Below are 18,572 nucleotides of genomic sequence, written 5' to 3' on the forward strand. Positions count from 1 at the left end.
AACTCATTTTAGGAGGACCCTGTCATGCCTTTGATGCCCAAACGCACGAAGTTCCGGAAGTCTCACCGTGGAAGCCGCGCCGGCAATGCGCAGCGCGGCACCACCGTCGCTTTCGGTGACTTCGGTCTCCAGTGCCTCGGCCGCGGCTGGATGACCAACCGCCAGATTGAAGCCTGCCGTATCGCCATCAACCGTTACCTCAAGCGTAAGGGTAAGGTGTGGATCCGGATCTTCCCTCACAAGTCGATCACCTCGCGTCCTCCTGAAACCCGGATGGGTAAGGGTAAGGGTGCTGTCGATGCCTGGGTGGCTGTGGTTCGCCCTGGTAATATGCTCTTCGAAGTCGCCGGCGTGCCGGAATCCCAAGCTCGCGAAGCCATGCGCCTCGCCTCTTACAAGCTGGGTGTTCCGACCCGTTTCGTCGTCCGCAACCCCCACGCCTGATCCAACCATGGCTACGACCAAGAAACATCCTTTCGCCGAGCTCACTGCCAAGGAGCTGGAGGCCAAGATTCGTGATCTCAAGGAAGAATCCTTCGCTCTGCGCTTGCAAAAAGCGACGGGTCAGCTTGAGAACACCGCCCGCATCCGCACCGTCCGTCGCGATCTCGCCCGGGCTATGACTTTCCTCAACGCCCGCCAAGAGGCCTGAATCCCTAGCCATTTGATCTCCCAGCCATGAGCGAGACCCAACAGGACTCCCGTCCGCACATCCGCAAGACCCGCGTCGGCGTCGTGGTTTCTGACAAGATGGATAAAACCATCGTTGTCGAACACGTGGCACGCGTTCCGCACCCGCAGTTCAAGAAGATCGTCAAGCGCTCCAAGAAGTACTACGTGCATGACGAAGATGGTGTCGCCAAGATCGGTGACAAAGTTCGCATCGTCGAGACTCGGCCGATGTCGAAGAGCAAGCGCTGGAAGGTGGCCGAAGTTCTCAGCCACTAATCCAACTAGGATCCTTAGACTCCAACCACTTTTCAGCCATGATTCAGATGGAATCCCTCGTCTCGGTCGCCGACAACACCGGTGCCCGTTCCGCCAAGATGATCGGTGTTCTCGGAACCCGCTCCCGCGTTGCCAACGTGGGTGATATCATCACTGCCCACATCCGTGACTCGATCCCGACCGCTTCGGTCAAGAAGGGTTCCGTGGTCAAGGCCGTGGTCGTTCGCACTGCGGCACCGATTCGTCGCGCCGATGGTTCGGTGTTGCGATTCGACAACAACGCCATTGTCGTCATCGACAAGGACAACAACCCCAAGGGAACCCGTATTTTCGGACCGGTTGCCCGTGAACTTCGCGAAAAGCAGTTCATGAAAATCGTGTCCCTCGCTCCCGAGGTTCTCTAACTTTCAACCACCGAAATTTCATGAAATCTCACGTCAAAAAGGGTGATGAGGTCGAAGTCATCTCCGGCGGCAGCAAAGGCAAGCGCGGCAAGGTTCTTTCCGTCAATGCCAAGAAGCAGCAAGTCGTGGTTGAAGGCGCCCGCACCATGAAAAAGGCCATTCGCCGGTCCGAACAGAATCCCGATGGTGGGATCGTCGACCAGGATGGACCGATCCACCTTTCCAATGTGAAAAAACTGGGCTGAGTCGGCTTGCCGACCCCGCCCGCGCTTAAGCGCAACGAGCAAAACCAGCGCTGACCCGCTAAAACAACATGAGCACCCCAGTCCTGCTACAACACTACAAGGATAAGGTTGTGCCGGCTCTCAACGAGAAGCACGGCTACACCAATCCCCACCAAGTGCCCCAGCTTGAGAAGATCGTCGTGACTTCCTGCATGGGCAAGGCCCCCGACCGGAAGGTCGCGGTGGATGACGCTGTTTCCGAGATCGCCAAGATCACCGGACAAAAGCCTTCGATCACCTTCTCGAAGAAGGCAGTTGCCAACTTCAAGCTCCGTGCGGGTGAGCCGCTCGGTGCTCGCGTCACCCTCCGCGGTGAGCGCATGTGGGAGTTCCTCTACCGTTTCATCAACATCACCTCGCCGAACATCCGCGACTTCCGTGGCATCGGCTCGAAGGGATTTGATGGCCGCGGCAACTATGCTGTCGGTTTCGCCGACCAGTCGATTTTCCCGGAAATCGAGCTCGATCAAATCAAGCGCCAGATCGGTTTCGACCTGATCTTCGTGACCACCGCCAAGACGGATGCCGAAGGCAAGTCGCTCCTTTCCGAGCTCGGCCTGCCGTTCCGTGACACCGCCAAGGCCGCCGAAGAAGGTGCCGCCGCCTGAACGACCCCGAACCGATAGATTACCATGGCTGTTCTTTCAGACCCCATTTCCGATTTCCTGACCCGTTTCAAAAACTGCTGCCGGGCGGGTAACGAGGAATTCACCGCTCCTTACTCCCGGATCAAGGCGGACATCGCCAAGATTCTTCAGGAAGAAGGTTACATCTGGAACTACGAGGTCGTTACGACCGGTAAGTTCCCCGAAATCAAGGTGAAGGCCCGCTATGTCGATGGTCGCCCCGTGCTGACCGACCTCAAGCGTGTTTCCAAGCCAGGCCGCCGGGTTTACTCCGGCTCGGAAGACATCCCTCGCGTCCTCAATGGACTCGGCATCGCGATCGTGTCCACCTCGAAAGGGGTGATGTCCGGTGCCACCGCCAAGCGCTCCAAGCTGGGCGGCGAGATCATCGCCAACGTTTGGTAAACCCCAACCCGAGAAAGGAAATAGAACCATGTCACGAGTTGGATTGAAGCCCATTTCCCTTCCCGAAAAGGTGAAGGTGAGTGTGAGCGGAAGCACCGTTCAAGTCGAAGGCCCGAAGGGCAAGCTCGACTTCGCCCTCCCGCAGGGCATTCATGTGAAGGAGGAAGATGGCTCTGTGGTTGTCTCCCGCGCCACTGAGCAGCGCGAGCACCGCGCGCTTCACGGCACCGTTCGCAGCATCGTCAACAACATGATCACCGGCGTCAGCCAGGGCTTCATCAAGGAGCTGGAGATTCAAGGTGTGGGTATGCGTGCCGCAGTCAAGGGCCAGGATCTTGACCTGTCGCTTGGTAAGTCCCACCCGATTCTTCACCCGATCCCGGCCGATCTGACGGTCAGTGTTGCTGACAACACCAAGATCAAGGTCGAAGGCATCGATAAGCAAAAGGTCGGTCAATTCGCAGCCGAAGTCCGCGGTTACTACCCGCCGGAACCCTACAAGGGCAAGGGTGTTCGCTACGCAGGCGAGCGCGTGCGCCGTAAGGAAGGTAAGAGCGTCGGCAAATAACACTCCGCAACCGCCCCAACATCATGAGTCAAATCAAACGCAAGGAAGTGCGCCGCCGGATTCACAAGCGGATCCGCCGCAAGGTTGCCGGAACCGCCGATCGTCCGCGTCTGGCCGTGCATTACTCGAACCAGCACATCTACGCCCAAGTGATCGACGATACCGCCGGTCGCACCCTGGCTTCCGCTTCGACGCTCGACAAGAGCGTGGAAACCAGCGCCTCGAACGTTGTTTGCGCCACCTCGGTGGGCAAGCTGATCGCCGAGCGTGCCAAGGAAGCCAACGTCAGCGCCGTGGTCTTCGACCGTGGCGGCCACCTGTATCATGGCAAGATCAAGGCACTTGCCGAAGCAGCCCGGGAAGCCGGTCTCCAATTCTAATCTCCGACCGCGCATAACGTCATGGTGACCACCAACGAAAATCCGTCCGCCTCTCATAACCGCCCGCCCCGCGAGGGTCGGGGTCGTGGACCGCGCCGCGAAGAGCGTCAACCCATTGAAGTTGACGGCAAGGAAGTGACCGAAAAGGTCGTCTTCATCAACCGCTGCGCCAAGGTCGTGAAAGGCGGCCGTCGCTTCAGCTTCTCCGCACTTGTCGTGATCGGCGACAAGGAAGGGAAGGTTGGCCTCGGCTTCGGCAAGGCGAATGAGGTCGCGGATGCCATCCGCAAGGCCAGCGAAGCGGGTCGCAAGTCTCTGGTGCTGATGAATATCGGCACTGAAGGCACGATCCCTCACGAAATCTACGCCGAATACGGCGGCGGTAAGGTGCTTTTGAAGCCCGCCTCTCCCGGAACTGGGATCATCGCTGGCGGTGGCGTTCGCGCCGTCTGCGAGGCTGTCGGTATCCGCGACGTGCTGGCCAAGTCTCTTGGTTCAGCCAACCACGCGAATGTGGTGAAGGCGACGCTCAAGGCGCTTTCCCTGCTTCGCACTCGCGATCAGATCCTCGGCGCACGGGGCAAGAAGAAGGGGGAGTCGATCTAATTTTCGATCGCACCTCGAACGTCCAACAGAGAACGTCGAATTATGAAACTTCACACTCTCAAGCCGAACAAGGGAGCCAAGCACCGGGTCAAGCGCCTCGGTTGCGGCGAAAGCTCCGGCCACGGCAAAACCTCCTGCAAGGGCAATAAGGGCCAAAAGGCTCGCTCCGGGGGTTCCGTCCGTCCGGGTTTCGAAGGTGGCCAGATGCCCCTTCACCGCCGTCTTCCCAAGAAGGGCTTCAATAACTTCAACTTCAAAACGAAGGTGTCTGTGGTCAATGTGGCCCAGCTCGAAAAGCTCTTCGAAGCCGGTGAAACGGTCAACGAAGAGGCCCTTCGTGCCAAGGGAGCCGTCAGTCGCCAATGCGATGTGGTCAAGGTTCTCGGTCAAGGTCAGCTGAGCAAGAAGCTGACGGTCACGGGCTGCACTGTCAGTGCTTCTGCCCGTGAGAAGATCGAGCAGGCAGGCGGTACCGTGGAAGGCTGATTCGTTCCACAGCCAAGAATGAATTCCAAACGTCGAGGAAGCGCTTGCCCGCTTCCTCGACGCGTTTAAAAGAGCGCGTCTTTTTTCCAAATCCACCAACATGATTTCCGCATTCGCGAATACCTGGAAGGTACCCGAGCTCCGCGACCGCATTCTGTTCACTTTGGCGATGATCATCATCGTGCGCCTTGGGGTGCACGTGACGCTTCCCGGCGTGGACGCTACGGTGATCGATGCCTGGGTTCAGCATACGAAAGAAAGCCGTGATGCCACCGAGCAAGGCGGCCTTCAGGCGATTTTGGGTATTTTCTCCGGCGGTGCCTTGCAGCAGGCCGGGGTTTTTGCGTTGGGGATCATGCCTTACATCTCGGCATCGATCATGATCCAGCTGATGACGGCGGTGGTGCCCAAGCTGGCGCGTCTTTCGCGGGAAGATGGGGGTCGGCAGAAGATCACCCAGATGACCCGCTATTTGACGATTGCCATTGCGCTCGTTCAAGGAACGTTCGTCGCTCGTTCGCTGGTGAATCCGGAGTCGTTGCAATACATGCAAGGCATTGGGAAGGTGATTCAAGAGTTGGGACGGCCCTTGGTGCCGGATCCGAGCATGATGTGGCAGGTGTTGACTGTGATCACGATCGTGACGGGAACGCTGCTGCTGATGTGGATTGGCGATCAGATGACCGAGCGAGGGATTGGCAACGGCACCTCGATCATCATTACGGTGAACATCATTGCGGCGCTGCCGAGTGCTTTGTTCCAAACTTGGCAGTTCTTCGTGGCTCGTGAGGATGCCAATGCGACCGATGTGATTTGGTTGGTGGTGATGATCGCCATGTTGTTGCTGGTGATCGCTGGGACCATTGCGATCACCCAGGCGCAACGCCGGATTGCGATCCAGTATGCGAAGCGTGTGGTGGGCCGGAAGCAATTCGGTGGTCAGACGCAGTACCTCCCGTTGAAGGTGAACTATGCGGGGGTGATGCCGATCATTTTCGCGAGTGCGGTGCTGTCGTTGCCGACGGTGATTCTGGCGCAGATTTTCCCGACGGCGGCTTGGGCGCACAAGCTCCAGGCAGCTTTGGCGGGTGGTTACTGGTATTATGTGCTAGGTGCCATTTTCATCTTCTTCTTCTCCTATTTCTGGGTGGCCACCATGTTCCAGCCGTCTCAGATCTCTGAAGATCTCAAGCGCAATGGTGGCTACATTCCGGGCGTTCGTCCGGGCAAGCCTACGGCTGAGTTCCTCGACTTCACGATGACTCGCTTGACCTTTGCCGGTGCGATTTTCCTGACCGCTATTTTCCTGCTTCCTGCGACCATCGCGAAGTTTGTTGGCCTGCCTCCGGGTTCGATGGTGTTGCAATTCTTCGGTGGTACTTCCCTGCTGATTTTGGTCGGCGTGGTGCTGGATACCATGCGTCAGGTTGAAACCCACCTCCTGCAGCGCCACTACGATGGTTTCCTCCGCAAAGGAAAACTGAAGGGACGCTATGACCGCATGGCCCAAGGTGGATCGTCCACGGGTTCCAGCAGCGCGCTGGTGTTCTTGTGGACGGTGATCGGGATTCTCCTGATCGTTGGAGCAGTTGCTTGGTTCGCCAAGGGCTGATGTGCCACTCGAAGCGATGCCTCTGAGGCTGATCCTTCTAGGTCCCCCTGCGTCTGGAAAAGGCACGCAGGGGCGCCGGATTGCCGAGAGAGAGGGCCTCGCCTATTTGAGTACGGGTGCCCTTTTGAGGGAGGCCCTTGAGCAAGGGGGAACACTTTCAGAAGAGATCCGGCCGATCTTGGCGCGTGGTGGCTACATTGCCGATGGGACCATGTGCCAGATTCTTGAGCCTTGGCTCCAGACCCACCATGCGACAGGTTGGGTTTTGGATGGATTTCCAAGAACTCTGGTTCAGGATAATTTTCTCCGCGACTGGTTGGCGAAGGTCGACTGTGAAGTCGATGCTGCGGTCGCTCTTGATGTTCCGAAAGAGGACCTGATCGCCCGGATTCATGATCGGGTCGAGTGCCCCGATTGCCGCTGGTCAGGACGGCGTTGCGACAGTGTCGCGGGAAGGTGTCCAAAATGTGGAGGTCCTGCGGGGCCGCGTGCCGATGACGATCTTGACAATTTTCTCCACCGGTTTGACGAGTTCGTCTTGCACGCGGTGCCGGTGATCGAAAGATATGCCGGACTTGATCGTCTGATTCGAGCGGAAGCGACAGGAGGCATCGAGGTGGTGGCAGATGGGATCCGGGAGCAAATTCAACGATTTATTCAAGATGGCCAAGAGGCGTAAAAGAATCCGGATCAAGTCCGCAGCTGACATCGAAGGCATGCGGGTGGCGGGTGCGCTTGCCAGTCAGATCCTTTGTGAGATGGCGGCGGCGGTGGTTCCCGGCGTGACGACCCGTGAGCTTGATGAGCTCGCGGCAGCTCGGATGAAGGAGAGCGGGAGCAAGAGTGCGTTTTTGGGTTATCGCGGTTTCCCGGGATACACCTGCCTGTCGGTCAACGAAGAGGTGGTCCACGGAATCGGTGGGCCTCGTGTCTTGCAGATGGGTGACATCATCAAGATTGATGTGGGGGTCCTGAAGGACGGCTGGATCGGTGACAACGCCACGACGGTTCCTGTTGGAGAGGTTGATTTGACGACCAAGCGTTTGTTGGCGGTGACCGAGCAGTCATTGTTTGAAGCGATTGCGCTCGCTCGGGCCGGGAATCGGCTCGCCGACGTCTGCGGTGCGGTGGAAGCCTATGTCAAACCTCAAGGCTTTACGGTGGTGAGGGAGTTTGTTGGGCACGGTGTGGGGCGTGAACTCCATGAAGAGCCTCAGGTTCCGAATTACCGACCCGTGGGGAAGACGCCCATTTTGGAGCCTGGAATGGTGCTGGCGATTGAGCCGATGGTGAATGCCGGTACCGCCTCGGTTCGAATTTTGGACGATGGCTGGACGGTGATCACTGCGGATCGAAAGATGTCTGCCCACTTTGAGCACACCGTGTTGATCACGGAGGGTGAGGCTGAGCTGCTGACGGCCCGCCCGCGCGAAGCGACGCCGGAGATTCTGGGAATCCTTTGAGGTCAGGGTCTCGATCGACTATTGCGTGCGGTTCATGGCGGGGGGTGCTGGAGCACTGGGTTGGCGGCCGACCGCGAACCGGTATCGTGAAACGGCATTGGCGATCAATTTGGCCAAGGTCCTTTGATAGCCGGAGTCGTGAATGAGTTTGGCCTCGTAGGGATTGGTCATGAAGCCGCATTCAACGAGGATGGAGGGGTGTCGCACTCCGGTTAAGACGCTGAAGCGAGCCCGCTTGATCCCACGATCGAGGGTGTATTGCTTTCCGGACGTTTTGTCGGCGAGTTTGCTGAGAAGCATGCCGTGAACCGCCGTGGCTAATGCGACATTGGCGGAGTCGTGCGAGTTCCCGGTTGCCGCACGGAAATCGCTCGCTTTGAGTCCGCGACCGTAGTGGGCGACGCCTACGGGCGAGAGGGTAAAGGTCTCGATGCCGCGGGCTGCTGAGCGGCCGGAGTTGTGGTGAATCGAGATGAAAATGGCGTTTTCGCGAACGGCGTTGGCGACGTCGACACGTTGTTGGAGGGTCAGATAATGGTCGTCAGAGCGGGTCATGACGACCTTGAACTGGGCCGCTTCGAGTTGCTGTTTGAGCAGTTTCGCTACTTGGAGGTTATAGCGAGATTCGGTTCCATAGCGATTGGTAGCACCGGCGTCTTTGCCTCCATGACCTGGGTCGATGATCACGGTGCGGAAGGTCCCTGCGTTTTCGATGAACGTGGGTCTCAGCACGGGGTGAATCAATTTCACCAAATCGATGCGGGAGATCCACGATTTTCCGGCGGACTCGACGACAGGGTAGCTGAAAACGAACTTGATGCCGTTCATCAGGCATTCCACGCCACCGACCGAGAGGTTGAGGCGGGTTTTGGAGTCTTCGAGGGTGATGCCTTTCCCTGTCCGCTTGAGGGAGGTGAATTGGTAATAGGCCTTGATGGACTCGACGCTGACGTAACCGCGGCCATTGATTTCCCGCTGCTCCCATTCGGCCCGAGCGATCAGGGTGCAGGCGAAGAGGATCAGGGGAATCAGGCGGAATCTGGAGATCAGGCGATCCATGGTAAAAGAGAATCCGGCAGGTCAGGGGACCGGGGATCGATACTGTGAAGCGGGGAATATGACAAATCCGATTTGGTTTGAGAAAGGGGATGTTTTCTTGTCGTGACGAGCTTCTTGGCGGAAGCATGAAGCATGCACAGTAGGGCGAGTGAAGACCTGCCGGATTTCTTTGGTTCGATGCTGGTGAAGGAAATGCGGCAAAATCTGCGGAGGGGCAGCTTCATCGTCCCTTTTCTGGCGGTGCATGTGCTGGCAGTGGCGGCGATTCTCGTCGAATTTCAGGGTGGGCGGGTGCCTTCGTTGTCGGTGCCGGCAGGGATGTTGAATCTTCAAATTCTGGTGGATTCGGGTCCGCTGTGGTGGGTGATCGGTGCGGTTTGTGGGGTGGTGATGCCTGCGGCGGGGTTGATTTTGATGGGACAGGAGTTGGAAGAAGGGAATCATGAGTTGCTCTTGCTCACGAAGTTGTCGCGCTGGTCCGTGGTGCGCGGGAAGTTTCTGAGTCTTTGGTCGCTGTGTGTTCTGACCTTGTCCTCTCTGTTGCCCTATGTGTTGGTTCGCTATCAGGTGGGTGCGATTGAGTTGGTGGACGATCTGGCCTGCACTCTGACGGTACTTGGGTGGTCAGCGATTTTTTCTGCGGGCGCCATTGGAGCTTCCTCGTTCAAAGGTTTGGGAGCCCGCGTGATGGCCATGATCTTGTTTGTTGGATCGTCCATGGCATCAGTTTTCATTTCTCTGATGTTGTTTTTGGTCGAGGACGAGGTGGGGGTGATGTGGAATCTCAATGCCGTCGCTGGGATCTTTTGCTTCACGACGTTGGGACTGGCGCTGGGTCGCTCGCGATTGCGATTGGTGATTCACGCGTTCGAGGTGAAGCCAAGCTACATGGTTTTGGGACTGCTGTTTTTCACCCCATTTGTGGTTGGGATTACCACGGCGATGTCGATCGGATACGCTGGGTTGGTGGGGCTGTTGGCGATGGCGGGAGTCGGAATCTATGCGGATGTGACACCCAAGATGCCTGTGGGAGCTGCGGCACCACAGCCTCAGATCCCGGGACCTACCCCAGGGGCCTCCAAGGGAACGCTGGGGGGATAAAAAAAAACGTCCTCCGCGGTGATGGACCGGGAGGACGATGGAAAAGAATCGAGGCGGAATATCAGTGACCGACAGGGCTTTCGCCGGAGGCGTCACCCAAGTGCTCCAGTTCCTTGGGAAGGAAGGGTTTGAAGCGGGTCTTGTCGATGGCCTTCATGTAGGCCTCTTGCGGCGAGATCATGCCGGACTGGAGGCGCTGCCAAATGGATTCGTCCATGAACTGCATACCCTCGCCCTTACCGCCGGTGATGACGTCGTAGAGCTTCTGGGTCGCACCTTCCCGAATGATGGCCGCGACCGCAGGGGTGGCGAACATGATTTCGTGGACGGCGGTCCGACCGGGCTTGTCGACTCGCTTGCAGAGCAGCTGGGCAAGCACCCCACGGAGTGAGGCCGCAAGCATGGTGCGAACTTGAGATTGCTGGTCGGCAGGGAAGACGTCGATGATCCGGTCAACGGTCTTTCGTGCGTTGTTGGTGTGCAGCGTACCGAAGACGAGAAGGCCGGTTTCAGCTGCGGTGAGCGCGAGGGAGATGGTTTCCAGGTCCCGCATTTCACCCACCAGAACGATGTCCGCGTCTTCCCGCAGTGCGGCACGGAGGCCATCGGCGAAGGAGGGAGTTTGGATGGGCACCTCGCGTTGGGTGAAAATCGAACTTTTGTTGCGGTGCACGAACTCGATTGGCTCTTCGATGGTGATGATGTGCCGGTTGAAGTTCGTGTTGATGTAGTCGAGGATCGCCGCCAGGGTCGTTGATTTCCCGGAACCGGTGGGACCGGTGACGAGGATGAGGCCGGAGCGGATTTGCGCGAAGCGTTTGACCACTTCCGGAACACCGAGCTGTTCCATGGTCATGATTTCGGTCGGAATGAGACGGAACACGGCTCCCAATCCATTTTTCTGCTTCAGGTAGTTGCAGCGGAATCGGGATTCTTCGTCCATTTCATAGGCAAAGTCGAGGTCGCCGGATTCGAGGTAGTGCTCGAAAGCCTTGGGATCGCAGATTTCCTCAAGCATGCGACGAATCGTGTCGTGCTCAAGAATGGGTTCATCAGGGATTGGGGTGACGGCACCGTGGACGCGGGTCTTCGGCGCCTGGCCCTCGGCAAGGTGGAGGTCCGAGCCACCACTGGAAACGAGGTATTGGAAAAGTCGGTCGATTTCGGCCATGGGATGAGGTCGTAAAAGGTTTTTGGCTCAGTGGTGAGGGCTCAGGATTGGAAGAACGAAGCCATTTGGTTTTTGTCTTCGGCCCGGTAGTAGGCTTCTTCCTGGGAGATGAGTCCCTTGATGTAGAGCTGCCGAAGCGACTCATCCATGGTGATCATTCCGACGTTTTTGCCGGTTTGCATGACGCCGGGGAGCATGAAGGTCTTGCCCTCCCGAATGCAGTTGCCGACGGCGGGGGTGTTGACGAGAAGCTCGAGGGCGAGAGCTCGACCTTGACCATCGGCCCGGGGAACGAGCTGTTGGGAAAGCACTCCTCGCAGCGATTCAGAGACCATGATCCGGATTTGGTCCCGTTGGTCAGTGGGGAACACGTCGAGAATCCGGTCGAGTGTCCGAGGGGCATTCCCGGTGTGCAGGGTTCCCAGCACCAAGTGGCCCGTTTCAGCAGCGGTGAGGGCGAGCTGAATCGTCTCCAGGTCGCGCATTTCCCCGACCATGATGACGTCCGGGTCCTCCCGCAGGGCTCCACGCAGGGCCTTGGCGAAGGATTCGGTGTGAAGGTGAACTTCGCGCTGATTGACGTGGCAACCTTTCGATTCGAAGACGTACTCGATGGGGTCCTCAAGGGTGAGGATGTGATCTTCACGGTCGCGGTTGATGAAATCCACCAGTGCTGCGAGGGTGGTCGATTTGCCCGAGCCCACGGCACCGGTCACGAGGATGAGGCCGTTGTGGTAACGGGTCAATGGGCGCAAGTGCTCGAGAGGCAAGCCTAGGGTCTCGATGTCACGGATTTCAGAATCGATGATCCGGAAAACCATATCGTAACCGAGACGCTGTTTCACGACGGATGCACGGAAACGTCCTTCTTCGTTCGAGTAGGCGAAGTCGACGTCGCCCTTTTCTTGCAAGCGCTTCCATTCCCGTTCCTCAAGGAACGAACGGGCAAGGCGCTCGGTGTCCTCGGCGCTAAGCGGGGGATGATCGTCCCAAATGGGCTGGAGTTGGCCAAAGCGTCTCCAAGCGGGAGGATAGGCAGTCGGAAGGTGAATGTCGGAGCAGCTATACTCACGCCCAAGGCGGAGATACTGGTCCACGTGATCGAGCACTTGGTGTTCGGACATGAGGTCGATGGTTTTTTAGGAAAGGGTGGTGGCGGAGCGGGTTGGGGCCACAGGACGCATCGCGGAGCGGCGGGCGTCGAAGGATTTCAGGAGGCTTTTTCGGAGTTCGGCGGTGAGAATTCGCATCAAGGTGGGTTTGAGGGCGGCGAAGATCGCTCCGAGGATAAAACCCAGCACGCCGCGCTTTCGTTTCGCAGGCTTTGGCCGACGCCGAAAACGACTCAACAAAAAGCCAGCACCCAGCATGCCGCCGAAGACGGGAATCGGGTTTTTTGACGTAAACTGCAGGAGATGCTTCTTCGCGCGACGGGGCGCGTCCAGCTTGGCACGGAGCGAGGAGATCTCAGCTCCGGCTGAGCGCCGGGAAGCTTCGATTCTGCCGATCAGTGCTTCGATTTCCCGGATTCTTTGAGAGTTTGCAGCCATGCGCGGTCTTTCGCGAGTTCCGAGCGGGTGAAGGGAAACAAAGTCACCGATTGTTTGAGCAAGACGACAGCGATTCCGGCGACCAAGGCATGGAGCACAGCGGCCCCAAGGGTCACAAAATACCAAGGCCAGCCTGAGGCGGCCGAAATCCAACCGATGAGGCCGATCAGCCCTAAGGCCCACAGTGCCAACGCGCAGATGAGCACGAGGGCGATCAGCGCGAGTTTGCGGCTGATTTCGCGGCCAGCATCCTGCGCCTCGATCTGAAACAGTCCGAGACGCGCGTCGATAAACTCGGCGACGGTGGCTTTCCAGCCATCGGCTGGGGGCGGTGGAGGGAGGTCACTCATGCAGCGTGGCGGATGCCGGGAAGGCAGCCGGTCAGCGGCGGGTGATGAGGCCGATGAGGAAGCCCACCCCGAGGGCACCCAGCACGCACTGAGTAGGGTGTTGGCGGACGTAGTCTTCGGCGGAGATGTGAAGCTCCTTGGCCCGATCGCGAGTCTGACCCCACTGTTCGTCTGCGACCGTGCGGAAGTGGTCGGCTTGCTCACCCGCTGCGCTGCGCAAGGTGGTGGCGCGCTCGGAAGCGACGGCCTTGAGGGCCTGGGCCTTTTTCATGGCGCTGTCGCGGAATTGTTGGGCTGATTCGCGGGCCCGATCGGATGCTTGCTTGGCGTGATCCGATTGTTCGTGGGCGAAAGCCCGGGCCTTCTCCGTCACCGCTTCTTTGAGGTGACCGGCGGCATCACGAAGTTCGTTGGCGGCCTTGCTGACCGACGATCCGGGGACTGCGGGGTCGACCGGGGTGAATCCCGCATTGGGATCGAGCGAATCCGAGAAATTCTCTGACATGGGAGTAAAAGGTTAAGGTTAGGAAACTCGCGTCGTTGCTTGGGGACGGTTGCACCGATGTCGGCGGGAGGCAAGACGTGACTCGGGATGGAAGTTATCTCTTCTTTCGTGGAGACAGGGTTTCGCGATGGGGGCGGGGTGCGCCTTCGAGCACCGGCAGTGCTCGTGGAGGCTCCATCAGCCGTTGGTTTTGTTCCTCATCGGGTGGCGAAGTGAACATGACATTGTCCCATTCCGGGTTTTGGAGCGGCCCTGTCCCCCGAAATTGGAAAAGGCCATAGAATGGTTTGAGAGGCAGGGTGATCACTCCCAACAACCCTCGGGCATTCATGCGCACGGTCATGTCTAGAGTTTGATCATTGAGGTCCGCTGAACCATCGGCGGTGAACACCAGGGACGGAGTGGTGGTCAGGAAATCGTGACTGTGGAGGACTCCCTCCTCCACGTTGAAGGTGAAAAATGCGGAGGAGGCTTCTTGGAATCCGGCTTTTCGATTGCCCAGCACCGTGGCAACGACGGGCGAAAGCGGGCCGAGAATGGGGACGTCGAACAGTTGAGAATCCTCGATGGCGAGGTGTCCCTGCGCGTCCAGGCCTGAGACTTGATCTCCTTTGAGACTGAAATCGGCCCTGCCGGTGATTCTGCCAGGGAGAGGGCTTTTGAGGTGATAGGCGTTGGCGATTTTCTTGAGATCGAGTTCGGTCCAGTCAAGGGAACCGCTGAGACGAGGTTTTTTCCCCTGAAGACTGTTCACGGAGGCCCGGATCGCGCCGCCAAGAGTGTCAAACGCCAGATCTTCCACGCGCACCCGGTCGGGAAGCACCCTGACCACTCCCTCGGGACGTTCCAGAACGAGATTCTCGTCAAGAAATGTGTAGTCCATGGGGGACTTGCTGGAGAAATTCACGGTCAGATTCTGTTTGGGTAGACCCTCAAGAATCCCGATGACTCCATTCGCAGCAAGATCCGGCGGCTGGTGGAATCCATAAACTTCCAATTCGTCGGCCACCTCCGGCGCAAAGGTCCGCAAGATGGGGGCAGGCCAGGCGGTGCCCTTGAGGTTTTCGATGATGACGACTTGTTGGGCATCGTCATAGCGAATCAAGTCCATGTCGGCGGTTCCGCTCGCCGCCCCTCCGTGGCGCAGTTTGAGGGGGTATTTTTCGTAGTCAAAGACCACGTGGCCTTCACGAAAATCGAGTTTTTCACCACTGAGATCGAGCTTCACTCGGCCTTCCCGTGCTGGCACCCCTTGGTAAAGGAGGTGGTGAGCGGAAGCATCTCCGATAAAAGACCAGTCATGGTCGTGGTGGGGGTGGGCGTGACCGTGGAAAACCACCTGGGAGTCGAATCCTTCCCCGGCGGAAAAGTCGTTGAGGATGGTTCGCAGAGGCTCGATGGGGATGCCTTGTTGCCAGAGGTGGAGAGGTAAGGTGCTGGCGGCATCGTAGCGAATCATCTCAGGCTGGATGAAAATGCGGCCGGTCAGCTCGCCGCCTTCGGCTTGCACGTCGAGATCTTCCAGCAGCAACTGGCTTCCGTCCCATGCAAAGGAGGTCGAGACTTGGTCGACGGCGATGTCTCTCCAGCGAGGTCCGGCCAATTGGAGCTGACCGATCACGCGTTTATCCCAATTCCCATCATCGTTTCGGGAGAACTCTGCTCGAGCTTCCAAGACGGGAGGTGCCGAAAAGGAGGGCAAATCCTCAGGGAGGGGAATTTGAAGCTGACGCAGCAGGGCGGGGATATCGAGTGTGGAGCGAAGATTGCAATGTCCACGAGCTTTCCACAGGTCGTATTCCGCATTGCCGGTCAGTTCTCCCCGATCCGCGCGGATGTTGCCGTGGTGGAGCACCAGTGTGGAGCCATAGAGTTCACCCCGAAGATCGACTTCCCGCAGGTTCACTTCGCGGGCGAGCAGGTTGCTGGCGCGGACTTGAATAGAAGCTCGCAGGCTCTCTGGATCTTCGAGATCACCGCGGATTTCCAGTCGGATCCGAGGCGGAAGGGATGCCGGGAATTCGAAGCTTTCGAGAGTTTGAATCACCTGAATGAGCACCTGCCGGCGCTGATCGCGCGCCAGTTCTTCTTCGACGGGGTCGGTGATCCCCGGAGTGCGGTAAAGGTCGAGAAGACAGTGAAGATCGAGGCGGATTCCATGGATGCGTCCGCTCGCTTCACTGATTACCAGAGAATGGGGGCCGGCAAATTCGATTTGGCCGGTGAGGTCGGAAATATCGAGCGTCTCTGACTGAGGATCGAGTGGGTCGGCAGCGAGCATGAAACGCGCCCCTGAAAGCTGGAGGCGTTCGATCTGAAATTCCCCCCGGGTGAGTTGCGAGCGGTCGAGGTCGAAAATCAACTGCTGCAAGCGTCCTGCGACCCTTTGATGGGAGGGATCGGAAAACAAGACGACTTCTCCGGCCACGAATCCACGGAATGGCACGAAGCGGAGGCTGGCGATCTCCGCATGGACGCCGTGTTTGGCGAGGGCCTCGCTGATACCCTGTCGCCAAGCGTCGGGAAGCCCGGTTTGATTCGCCCATGCCACCAATCCCACCAGGGTGGCGACGGCTAAGAAGCCGGCAACCGCCACACAAATGCGGAATCGGTGAATGATGCGGATGTGTCTCACGTGTCGGGCATTAGCATGCCGCGAACGTGCTGCGAATCAATGGCGAGGATGCGCCATTTTCTTCTCATGCGCCAAGATCGTAGGTCTGACCGGGCTCTGGAATGATCGCCTCGGTGCTCGGGAGCAGCTCCCGCAGCTGAGCACGAAACCATTCACTTGCCGGTCGGTCCCCATGGACGAGGAAAGTGCGCTTCGGTTTTACCTTGAGAATGTAGGCGAGCAAATCGTCCCGGGTGGCGTGCCCGGAAAAGTCGAAGATGTCGACTTCAGCCCTCAAGCGAACGGCCGGGTGGCGGGGATCTAGAGAGATCAAATCGTCCCGTTGAGCTGCACGAATATGACCGGCAGGCGAGTCCGGATCGGCATATCCGACGAACAACAGGCGGTTTTTCGGGTTTTCCAAAAAGCCGGCCCGGGCAAATCCGTTGGAAACGGTGTTCTCGGTCATCATGCCACTGGACAGGCAGAAAATCGCACCGGGCTCGGGAACGATCGGAGCCTTTCGGCGCCGGGTGCCCGCGCGCAGGTCCATGTCCTTGAGAATTCGGAAGTCGTCATCGTGACGTCGGGTCAGCCCCTTGGCGTAACGATCGTAGATGACGGTCATTTTGGTCGAAAGGCCTCCGATGACCACAGGCGCCCTACTTGGAATCCAGCCCCGTTGTTTGAAGCGATGGATCATCGTCAGAACCTCCTGAGTTTTTCCCATGGCGAAGACGGGCACGAGAACCGTGCCTCCACGCGCGACAGTTTCGGCGATGGCGTCGGCAAATCGCCGTTCCTCGGCCTCGCGCGTGTAGCTCTCGGGTCGTGGGCTATCCCCGCGGGTGGTTTCGATCACCAGGGTATCGACCGGTCCCTCGGGCAGATAGGCGCCCTTGATCAGCGTGGAGGATTCAAAATTGACGTCTCCTGTATAGAGCAAGGTGTGGTCTTTGGACTGAACGGTGACGGCCACCGATCCCAGCACGTGCCCGGCATCGTGGAAGGTGGCACGAAGATGTCCGTCGGCATCCAAGTCAAAGGGCCTTTCGGTCGCTCGAGTTTCGATCCGGCGCTCAATCTCGTCGAGTTGAGTGTGACCAAAAAAGGGATAGTCGGTCAGGCCGAGCTCGGTGCGCTTGGCCTGCATCACATTCACCGAATTGTGGAGCATCGCGAAGCCCAAGTCGGCACCGGCGGGGGAGAAAAACACCCGTGAATTCGGTTGGTCGTCGAGCAACACGGGCAGGGACCCGATGTGGTCGAGGTGGGCATGGGTGATCACCGTGGCATCCACGGAACCTTCCTCCAACAGGTCATATCGGGGCAAAGCGTCGCCGCCCTCGTGTTTCGGGTGCATTCCGGCATCGAGCACGATCCGGGCATCGTCGACTTCGACGACGTAGGAGTTGGAGCCGATTTCGGCATGGCGGCAAAGACTGCGAAAGCGCATGGGCGCGGCACCATGAGGCCTTGTCGGCAAATGTCGAAGACGGATTTTGCCGTGCTTTCCCGAGGTCAACGGAGCTTTTCAAGGATTGCGCCCTGCATGGCTCGGTCGCTATCCTCGCGTCATGGCGACGGATTGCTTCGAGTTGCAGGTTTTTCTCTACCAGATCACCCCGAAAATTTGGCGTCGGGTGGCGGTTCCCGCAGATTTCACATTTGCGCAGGTGCATGATGCCTTGCAGGCCGTGCTGGGTTGGGAAAACAAGCACCCTCATGAGTTTCGTCATGGGAAAGGAAAGCGCCTGGTCGATGTGATTGGGCCCGTGGGATTGGCCGATCAGGTTCCTCCCGGTGGTTCCTTTCAGGATGAGGCCCAGCTCACCCTCGCTGACTATGTGGGACGTCGGAGACTGCCCTTGCGCCTCCTCTATCGGTATGATTTCGCCGAAGAGTGGATCCATGAACTGGTTATTGAGAAACGGAGCGAGCAGTCCACCGCGCCGGTAGTTCTGGGCGGGGAGAGGGCCTGTCCTCCTGAAGATTTCGGAGGAGCATTCCAATACATGCAGGCTTCCGCTGGCGAAATTGCTTGGGATCAGCCCGGCTATGATCCTGACGCCTTCGATCCAAAGAAGGTCGACTTCACTCCGCCGAAAAAGCGCAAACGGCGCGTTTGACGAGCTGCTGGGCTCGGGAAATTCCGCAGATCGGGCGATTGCGTGACAGTTCCGTTTGCTTTTGGTCCGGCCCATGCAGAGAGGTCTAGGGACGCACGGTTCGACCTGCGTTTGATTCGACCCCAAACCCTCATGAAAATTGTCCGCAAAAAGGCTGATGGAGAAACCCGTGAACTTCTCCTCAAGGAATACTTTCTCAATGCCTACCTGATCGCTGCCCTCAAATCGGTGGGCGAGCAAGTGCGTCGCGCTCGCGGCCAGAAATTTGACGAACCTGCCGTGGTGCCGGTCCGGCGTTCCTAAGATGAGGG

Annotated in this window: 25 protein-coding genes; 17 read left to right on the plus strand and 8 right to left on the minus strand. The window is 58.3% G+C overall.

The features are described 5' to 3' along the window. The first annotated feature begins 24 nt into the window (after positions 1 to 24). The 14 genes from rplP to map all read left to right on the plus strand — a co-directional run bounded on the left by rplP (position 25) and on the right by map (position 7,782). On the plus strand, positions 25 to 444 hold the full coding sequence (gene rplP, locus HNR46_RS06595; protein ID WP_184017037.1) for a 50S ribosomal protein L16: 420 nt from the start codon (positions 25 to 27) through the stop codon (positions 442 to 444). A 7-nt stretch (positions 445 to 451) separates the two neighbouring features. Beyond that, positions 452 to 652 (plus strand): 50S ribosomal protein L29, encoded by a 201-nt coding sequence (gene rpmC / locus HNR46_RS06600; protein ID WP_184017039.1) that lies wholly within the window; start codon positions 452 to 454, stop codon positions 650 to 652. 26 nt (positions 653 to 678) lie between these two features. Then, the gene (rpsQ, locus tag HNR46_RS06605) at positions 679 to 948 is read left to right on the plus strand and encodes a 30S ribosomal protein S17 (RefSeq protein ID WP_184017041.1); all 270 of its coding nucleotides are present in this window, start codon (positions 679 to 681) and stop codon (positions 946 to 948) included. 38 nt (positions 949 to 986) lie between these two features. Beyond that, positions 987 to 1,352, plus strand: a complete 366-nt coding sequence (rplN, locus tag HNR46_RS06610) for a 50S ribosomal protein L14 (RefSeq protein ID WP_184017043.1) — start codon at positions 987 to 989, stop codon at positions 1,350 to 1,352. A 20-nt stretch (positions 1,353 to 1,372) separates the two neighbouring features. Continuing rightward, the gene (gene rplX / locus HNR46_RS06615) at positions 1,373 to 1,597 is read left to right on the plus strand and encodes a 50S ribosomal protein L24 (RefSeq protein ID WP_184017045.1); all 225 of its coding nucleotides are present in this window, start codon (positions 1,373 to 1,375) and stop codon (positions 1,595 to 1,597) included. 68 nt (positions 1,598 to 1,665) lie between these two features. Next, on the plus strand, positions 1,666 to 2,244 hold the full coding sequence (gene rplE, locus HNR46_RS06620) for a 50S ribosomal protein L5 (RefSeq protein ID WP_184017047.1): 579 nt from the start codon (positions 1,666 to 1,668) through the stop codon (positions 2,242 to 2,244). A 24-nt stretch (positions 2,245 to 2,268) separates the two neighbouring features. Beyond that, positions 2,269 to 2,667 carry a 30S ribosomal protein S8 gene (gene rpsH, locus HNR46_RS06625; protein WP_184017049.1) on the plus strand — a complete coding sequence of 133 codons (399 nt, stop codon included), beginning with the start codon at positions 2,269 to 2,271 and terminating at the stop codon, positions 2,665 to 2,667. A 28-nt stretch (positions 2,668 to 2,695) separates the two neighbouring features. After that, positions 2,696 to 3,235, plus strand: coding sequence for a 50S ribosomal protein L6 (rplF, locus tag HNR46_RS06630; protein ID WP_184017051.1), 540 nt, complete (start codon positions 2,696 to 2,698; stop codon positions 3,233 to 3,235). Between the two features lie 23 nt (positions 3,236 to 3,258). Further along, a complete protein-coding gene (gene rplR / locus HNR46_RS06635) occupies positions 3,259 to 3,615 on the plus strand; it encodes a 50S ribosomal protein L18 (protein ID WP_221285048.1) in 357 nt (118 codons plus the stop codon). Positions 3,616 to 3,636: 21 nt separating this feature from the next. Next, a complete protein-coding gene (gene rpsE, locus HNR46_RS06640; RefSeq protein ID WP_184017053.1) occupies positions 3,637 to 4,221 on the plus strand; it encodes a 30S ribosomal protein S5 in 585 nt (194 codons plus the stop codon). A gap of 42 nt (positions 4,222 to 4,263) precedes the next feature. Next, on the plus strand, positions 4,264 to 4,707 hold the full coding sequence (gene rplO / locus HNR46_RS06645) for a 50S ribosomal protein L15 (protein ID WP_184017055.1): 444 nt from the start codon (positions 4,264 to 4,266) through the stop codon (positions 4,705 to 4,707). Positions 4,708 to 4,807: 100 nt separating this feature from the next. After that, positions 4,808 to 6,319 carry a preprotein translocase subunit SecY gene (gene secY / locus HNR46_RS06650; RefSeq protein ID WP_184017057.1) on the plus strand — a complete coding sequence of 504 codons (1,512 nt, stop codon included), beginning with the start codon at positions 4,808 to 4,810 and terminating at the stop codon, positions 6,317 to 6,319. Positions 6,320 to 6,335: 16 nt separating this feature from the next. Beyond that, entirely contained in the window at positions 6,336 to 6,998 is a 663-nt protein-coding gene (locus HNR46_RS06655) for an adenylate kinase family protein (RefSeq protein ID WP_184017059.1), read from the plus strand. Next, positions 6,982 to 7,782, plus strand: a complete 801-nt coding sequence (map, locus tag HNR46_RS06660) for a type I methionyl aminopeptidase (RefSeq protein WP_184017061.1) — start codon at positions 6,982 to 6,984, stop codon at positions 7,780 to 7,782. The genes HNR46_RS06655 and map overlap by 17 nt, the downstream gene beginning before the upstream one ends. Before the next feature lie 18 nt (positions 7,783 to 7,800). On the opposite strand, the gene HNR46_RS06665 is transcribed toward map, so the two are convergent. Next, complete coding sequence (locus HNR46_RS06665) at positions 7,801 to 8,841, minus strand: N-acetylmuramoyl-L-alanine amidase family protein (protein WP_184017062.1); 1,041 nt, start codon at positions 8,839 to 8,841, stop codon at positions 7,801 to 7,803. A 132-nt stretch (positions 8,842 to 8,973) separates the two neighbouring features. Here HNR46_RS06665 and HNR46_RS06670 point away from each other — a divergent pair, with 132 nt between their 5' ends. Next, positions 8,974 to 9,942, plus strand: a complete 969-nt coding sequence (locus HNR46_RS06670) for a hypothetical protein (protein WP_184017065.1) — start codon at positions 8,974 to 8,976, stop codon at positions 9,940 to 9,942. A gap of 61 nt (positions 9,943 to 10,003) precedes the next feature. On the opposite strand, the gene HNR46_RS06675 is transcribed toward HNR46_RS06670, so the two are convergent. The 7 genes from HNR46_RS06675 to HNR46_RS06705 form a co-directional block, all read right to left on the minus strand. Next, positions 10,004 to 11,113 (minus strand): type IV pilus twitching motility protein PilT, encoded by a 1,110-nt coding sequence (locus tag HNR46_RS06675; protein WP_184017067.1) that lies wholly within the window; start codon positions 11,111 to 11,113, stop codon positions 10,004 to 10,006. 41 nt (positions 11,114 to 11,154) lie between these two features. Next, positions 11,155 to 12,237: a type IV pilus twitching motility protein PilT gene (locus HNR46_RS06680; RefSeq protein ID WP_184017069.1), complete on the minus strand. Its 1,083-nt coding sequence runs from the start codon at positions 12,235 to 12,237 to the stop codon at positions 11,155 to 11,157. A gap of 15 nt (positions 12,238 to 12,252) precedes the next feature. Further along, on the minus strand, positions 12,253 to 12,663 hold the full coding sequence (locus HNR46_RS06685; protein WP_184017071.1) for a hypothetical protein: 411 nt from the start codon (positions 12,661 to 12,663) through the stop codon (positions 12,253 to 12,255). Next, positions 12,621 to 13,013: a phage holin family protein gene (locus tag HNR46_RS06690; protein WP_184017073.1), complete on the minus strand. Its 393-nt coding sequence runs from the start codon at positions 13,011 to 13,013 to the stop codon at positions 12,621 to 12,623. The genes HNR46_RS06685 and HNR46_RS06690 overlap by 43 nt, the downstream gene beginning before the upstream one ends. A gap of 31 nt (positions 13,014 to 13,044) precedes the next feature. Next, positions 13,045 to 13,518 carry an ElaB/YgaM/YqjD family protein gene (locus tag HNR46_RS06695; RefSeq protein WP_184017075.1) on the minus strand — a complete coding sequence of 158 codons (474 nt, stop codon included), beginning with the start codon at positions 13,516 to 13,518 and terminating at the stop codon, positions 13,045 to 13,047. A 94-nt stretch (positions 13,519 to 13,612) separates the two neighbouring features. After that, complete coding sequence (locus HNR46_RS21345; protein ID WP_184017077.1) at positions 13,613 to 16,153, minus strand: AsmA-like C-terminal region-containing protein; 2,541 nt, start codon at positions 16,151 to 16,153, stop codon at positions 13,613 to 13,615. Between the two features lie 64 nt (positions 16,154 to 16,217). Next, on the minus strand, positions 16,218 to 17,588 hold the full coding sequence (locus HNR46_RS06705) for an MBL fold metallo-hydrolase (protein ID WP_184017078.1): 1,371 nt from the start codon (positions 17,586 to 17,588) through the stop codon (positions 16,218 to 16,220). A gap of 121 nt (positions 17,589 to 17,709) precedes the next feature. Between HNR46_RS06705 and HNR46_RS06710 the strand changes: the two genes are divergently transcribed. Together HNR46_RS06710 and HNR46_RS06715 are read left to right on the plus strand one after the other, a co-directional pair. Then, positions 17,710 to 18,261, plus strand: coding sequence for a plasmid pRiA4b ORF-3 family protein (locus tag HNR46_RS06710; protein WP_184017080.1), 552 nt, complete (start codon positions 17,710 to 17,712; stop codon positions 18,259 to 18,261). Positions 18,262 to 18,393: 132 nt separating this feature from the next. Continuing rightward, positions 18,394 to 18,564, plus strand: coding sequence for a hypothetical protein (locus tag HNR46_RS06715; protein ID WP_184017082.1), 171 nt, complete (start codon positions 18,394 to 18,396; stop codon positions 18,562 to 18,564). Positions 18,565 to 18,572: the final 8 nt, after the last annotated feature.

This window comes from Haloferula luteola, from assembly GCF_014201715.1.
Taxonomy (GTDB): Bacteria; Verrucomicrobiota; Verrucomicrobiia; order Verrucomicrobiales; family Akkermansiaceae; genus Haloferula; species Haloferula luteola.

What these genes read in the sequence shown, in the direction of transcription:
- map (WP_184017061.1), top strand. Translation starts at nt 6,982, where the DNA reads ATGGCCAAGAGGCGTAAAAGAATCCGGATCAAGTCCGCAGCTGACATC.
- HNR46_RS06665 (WP_184017062.1), bottom strand. Translation starts at nt 8,841, where the DNA reads ATGGATCGCCTGATCTCCAGATTCCGCCTGATTCCCCTGATCCTCTTC.
- rplO (WP_184017055.1), top strand. Translation starts at nt 4,264, where the DNA reads ATGAAACTTCACACTCTCAAGCCGAACAAGGGAGCCAAGCACCGGGTC.
- HNR46_RS06675 (WP_184017067.1), bottom strand. Translation starts at nt 11,113, where the DNA reads ATGGCCGAAATCGACCGACTTTTCCAATACCTCGTTTCCAGTGGTGGC.
- rpsH (WP_184017049.1), top strand. Translation starts at nt 2,269, where the DNA reads ATGGCTGTTCTTTCAGACCCCATTTCCGATTTCCTGACCCGTTTCAAA.
- HNR46_RS06715 (WP_184017082.1), top strand. Translation starts at nt 18,394, where the DNA reads ATGAAAATTGTCCGCAAAAAGGCTGATGGAGAAACCCGTGAACTTCTC.
- rplE (WP_184017047.1), top strand. Translation starts at nt 1,666, where the DNA reads ATGAGCACCCCAGTCCTGCTACAACACTACAAGGATAAGGTTGTGCCG.
- secY (WP_184017057.1), top strand. Translation starts at nt 4,808, where the DNA reads ATGATTTCCGCATTCGCGAATACCTGGAAGGTACCCGAGCTCCGCGAC.
- HNR46_RS06670 (WP_184017065.1), top strand. Translation starts at nt 8,974, where the DNA reads ATGCACAGTAGGGCGAGTGAAGACCTGCCGGATTTCTTTGGTTCGATG.
- rplP (WP_184017037.1), top strand. Translation starts at nt 25, where the DNA reads ATGCCTTTGATGCCCAAACGCACGAAGTTCCGGAAGTCTCACCGTGGA.
- HNR46_RS06705 (WP_184017078.1), bottom strand. Translation starts at nt 17,588, where the DNA reads ATGCGCTTTCGCAGTCTTTGCCGCCATGCCGAAATCGGCTCCAACTCC.
- rpsQ (WP_184017041.1), top strand. Translation starts at nt 679, where the DNA reads ATGAGCGAGACCCAACAGGACTCCCGTCCGCACATCCGCAAGACCCGC.
- rplR (WP_221285048.1), top strand. Translation starts at nt 3,259, where the DNA reads ATGAGTCAAATCAAACGCAAGGAAGTGCGCCGCCGGATTCACAAGCGG.
- HNR46_RS06680 (WP_184017069.1), bottom strand. Translation starts at nt 12,237, where the DNA reads ATGTCCGAACACCAAGTGCTCGATCACGTGGACCAGTATCTCCGCCTT.
- rpmC (WP_184017039.1), top strand. Translation starts at nt 452, where the DNA reads ATGGCTACGACCAAGAAACATCCTTTCGCCGAGCTCACTGCCAAGGAG.
- HNR46_RS06695 (WP_184017075.1), bottom strand. Translation starts at nt 13,518, where the DNA reads ATGTCAGAGAATTTCTCGGATTCGCTCGATCCCAATGCGGGATTCACC.
- rplF (WP_184017051.1), top strand. Translation starts at nt 2,696, where the DNA reads ATGTCACGAGTTGGATTGAAGCCCATTTCCCTTCCCGAAAAGGTGAAG.
- HNR46_RS06685 (WP_184017071.1), bottom strand. Translation starts at nt 12,663, where the DNA reads ATGGCTGCAAACTCTCAAAGAATCCGGGAAATCGAAGCACTGATCGGC.
- HNR46_RS06690 (WP_184017073.1), bottom strand. Translation starts at nt 13,013, where the DNA reads ATGAGTGACCTCCCTCCACCGCCCCCAGCCGATGGCTGGAAAGCCACC.
- rpsE (WP_184017053.1), top strand. Translation starts at nt 3,637, where the DNA reads ATGGTGACCACCAACGAAAATCCGTCCGCCTCTCATAACCGCCCGCCC.
- rplN (WP_184017043.1), top strand. Translation starts at nt 987, where the DNA reads ATGATTCAGATGGAATCCCTCGTCTCGGTCGCCGACAACACCGGTGCC.
- HNR46_RS06655 (WP_184017059.1), top strand. Translation starts at nt 6,336, where the DNA reads ATGCCTCTGAGGCTGATCCTTCTAGGTCCCCCTGCGTCTGGAAAAGGC.
- HNR46_RS06710 (WP_184017080.1), top strand. Translation starts at nt 17,710, where the DNA reads ATGGCGACGGATTGCTTCGAGTTGCAGGTTTTTCTCTACCAGATCACC.
- rplX (WP_184017045.1), top strand. Translation starts at nt 1,373, where the DNA reads ATGAAATCTCACGTCAAAAAGGGTGATGAGGTCGAAGTCATCTCCGGC.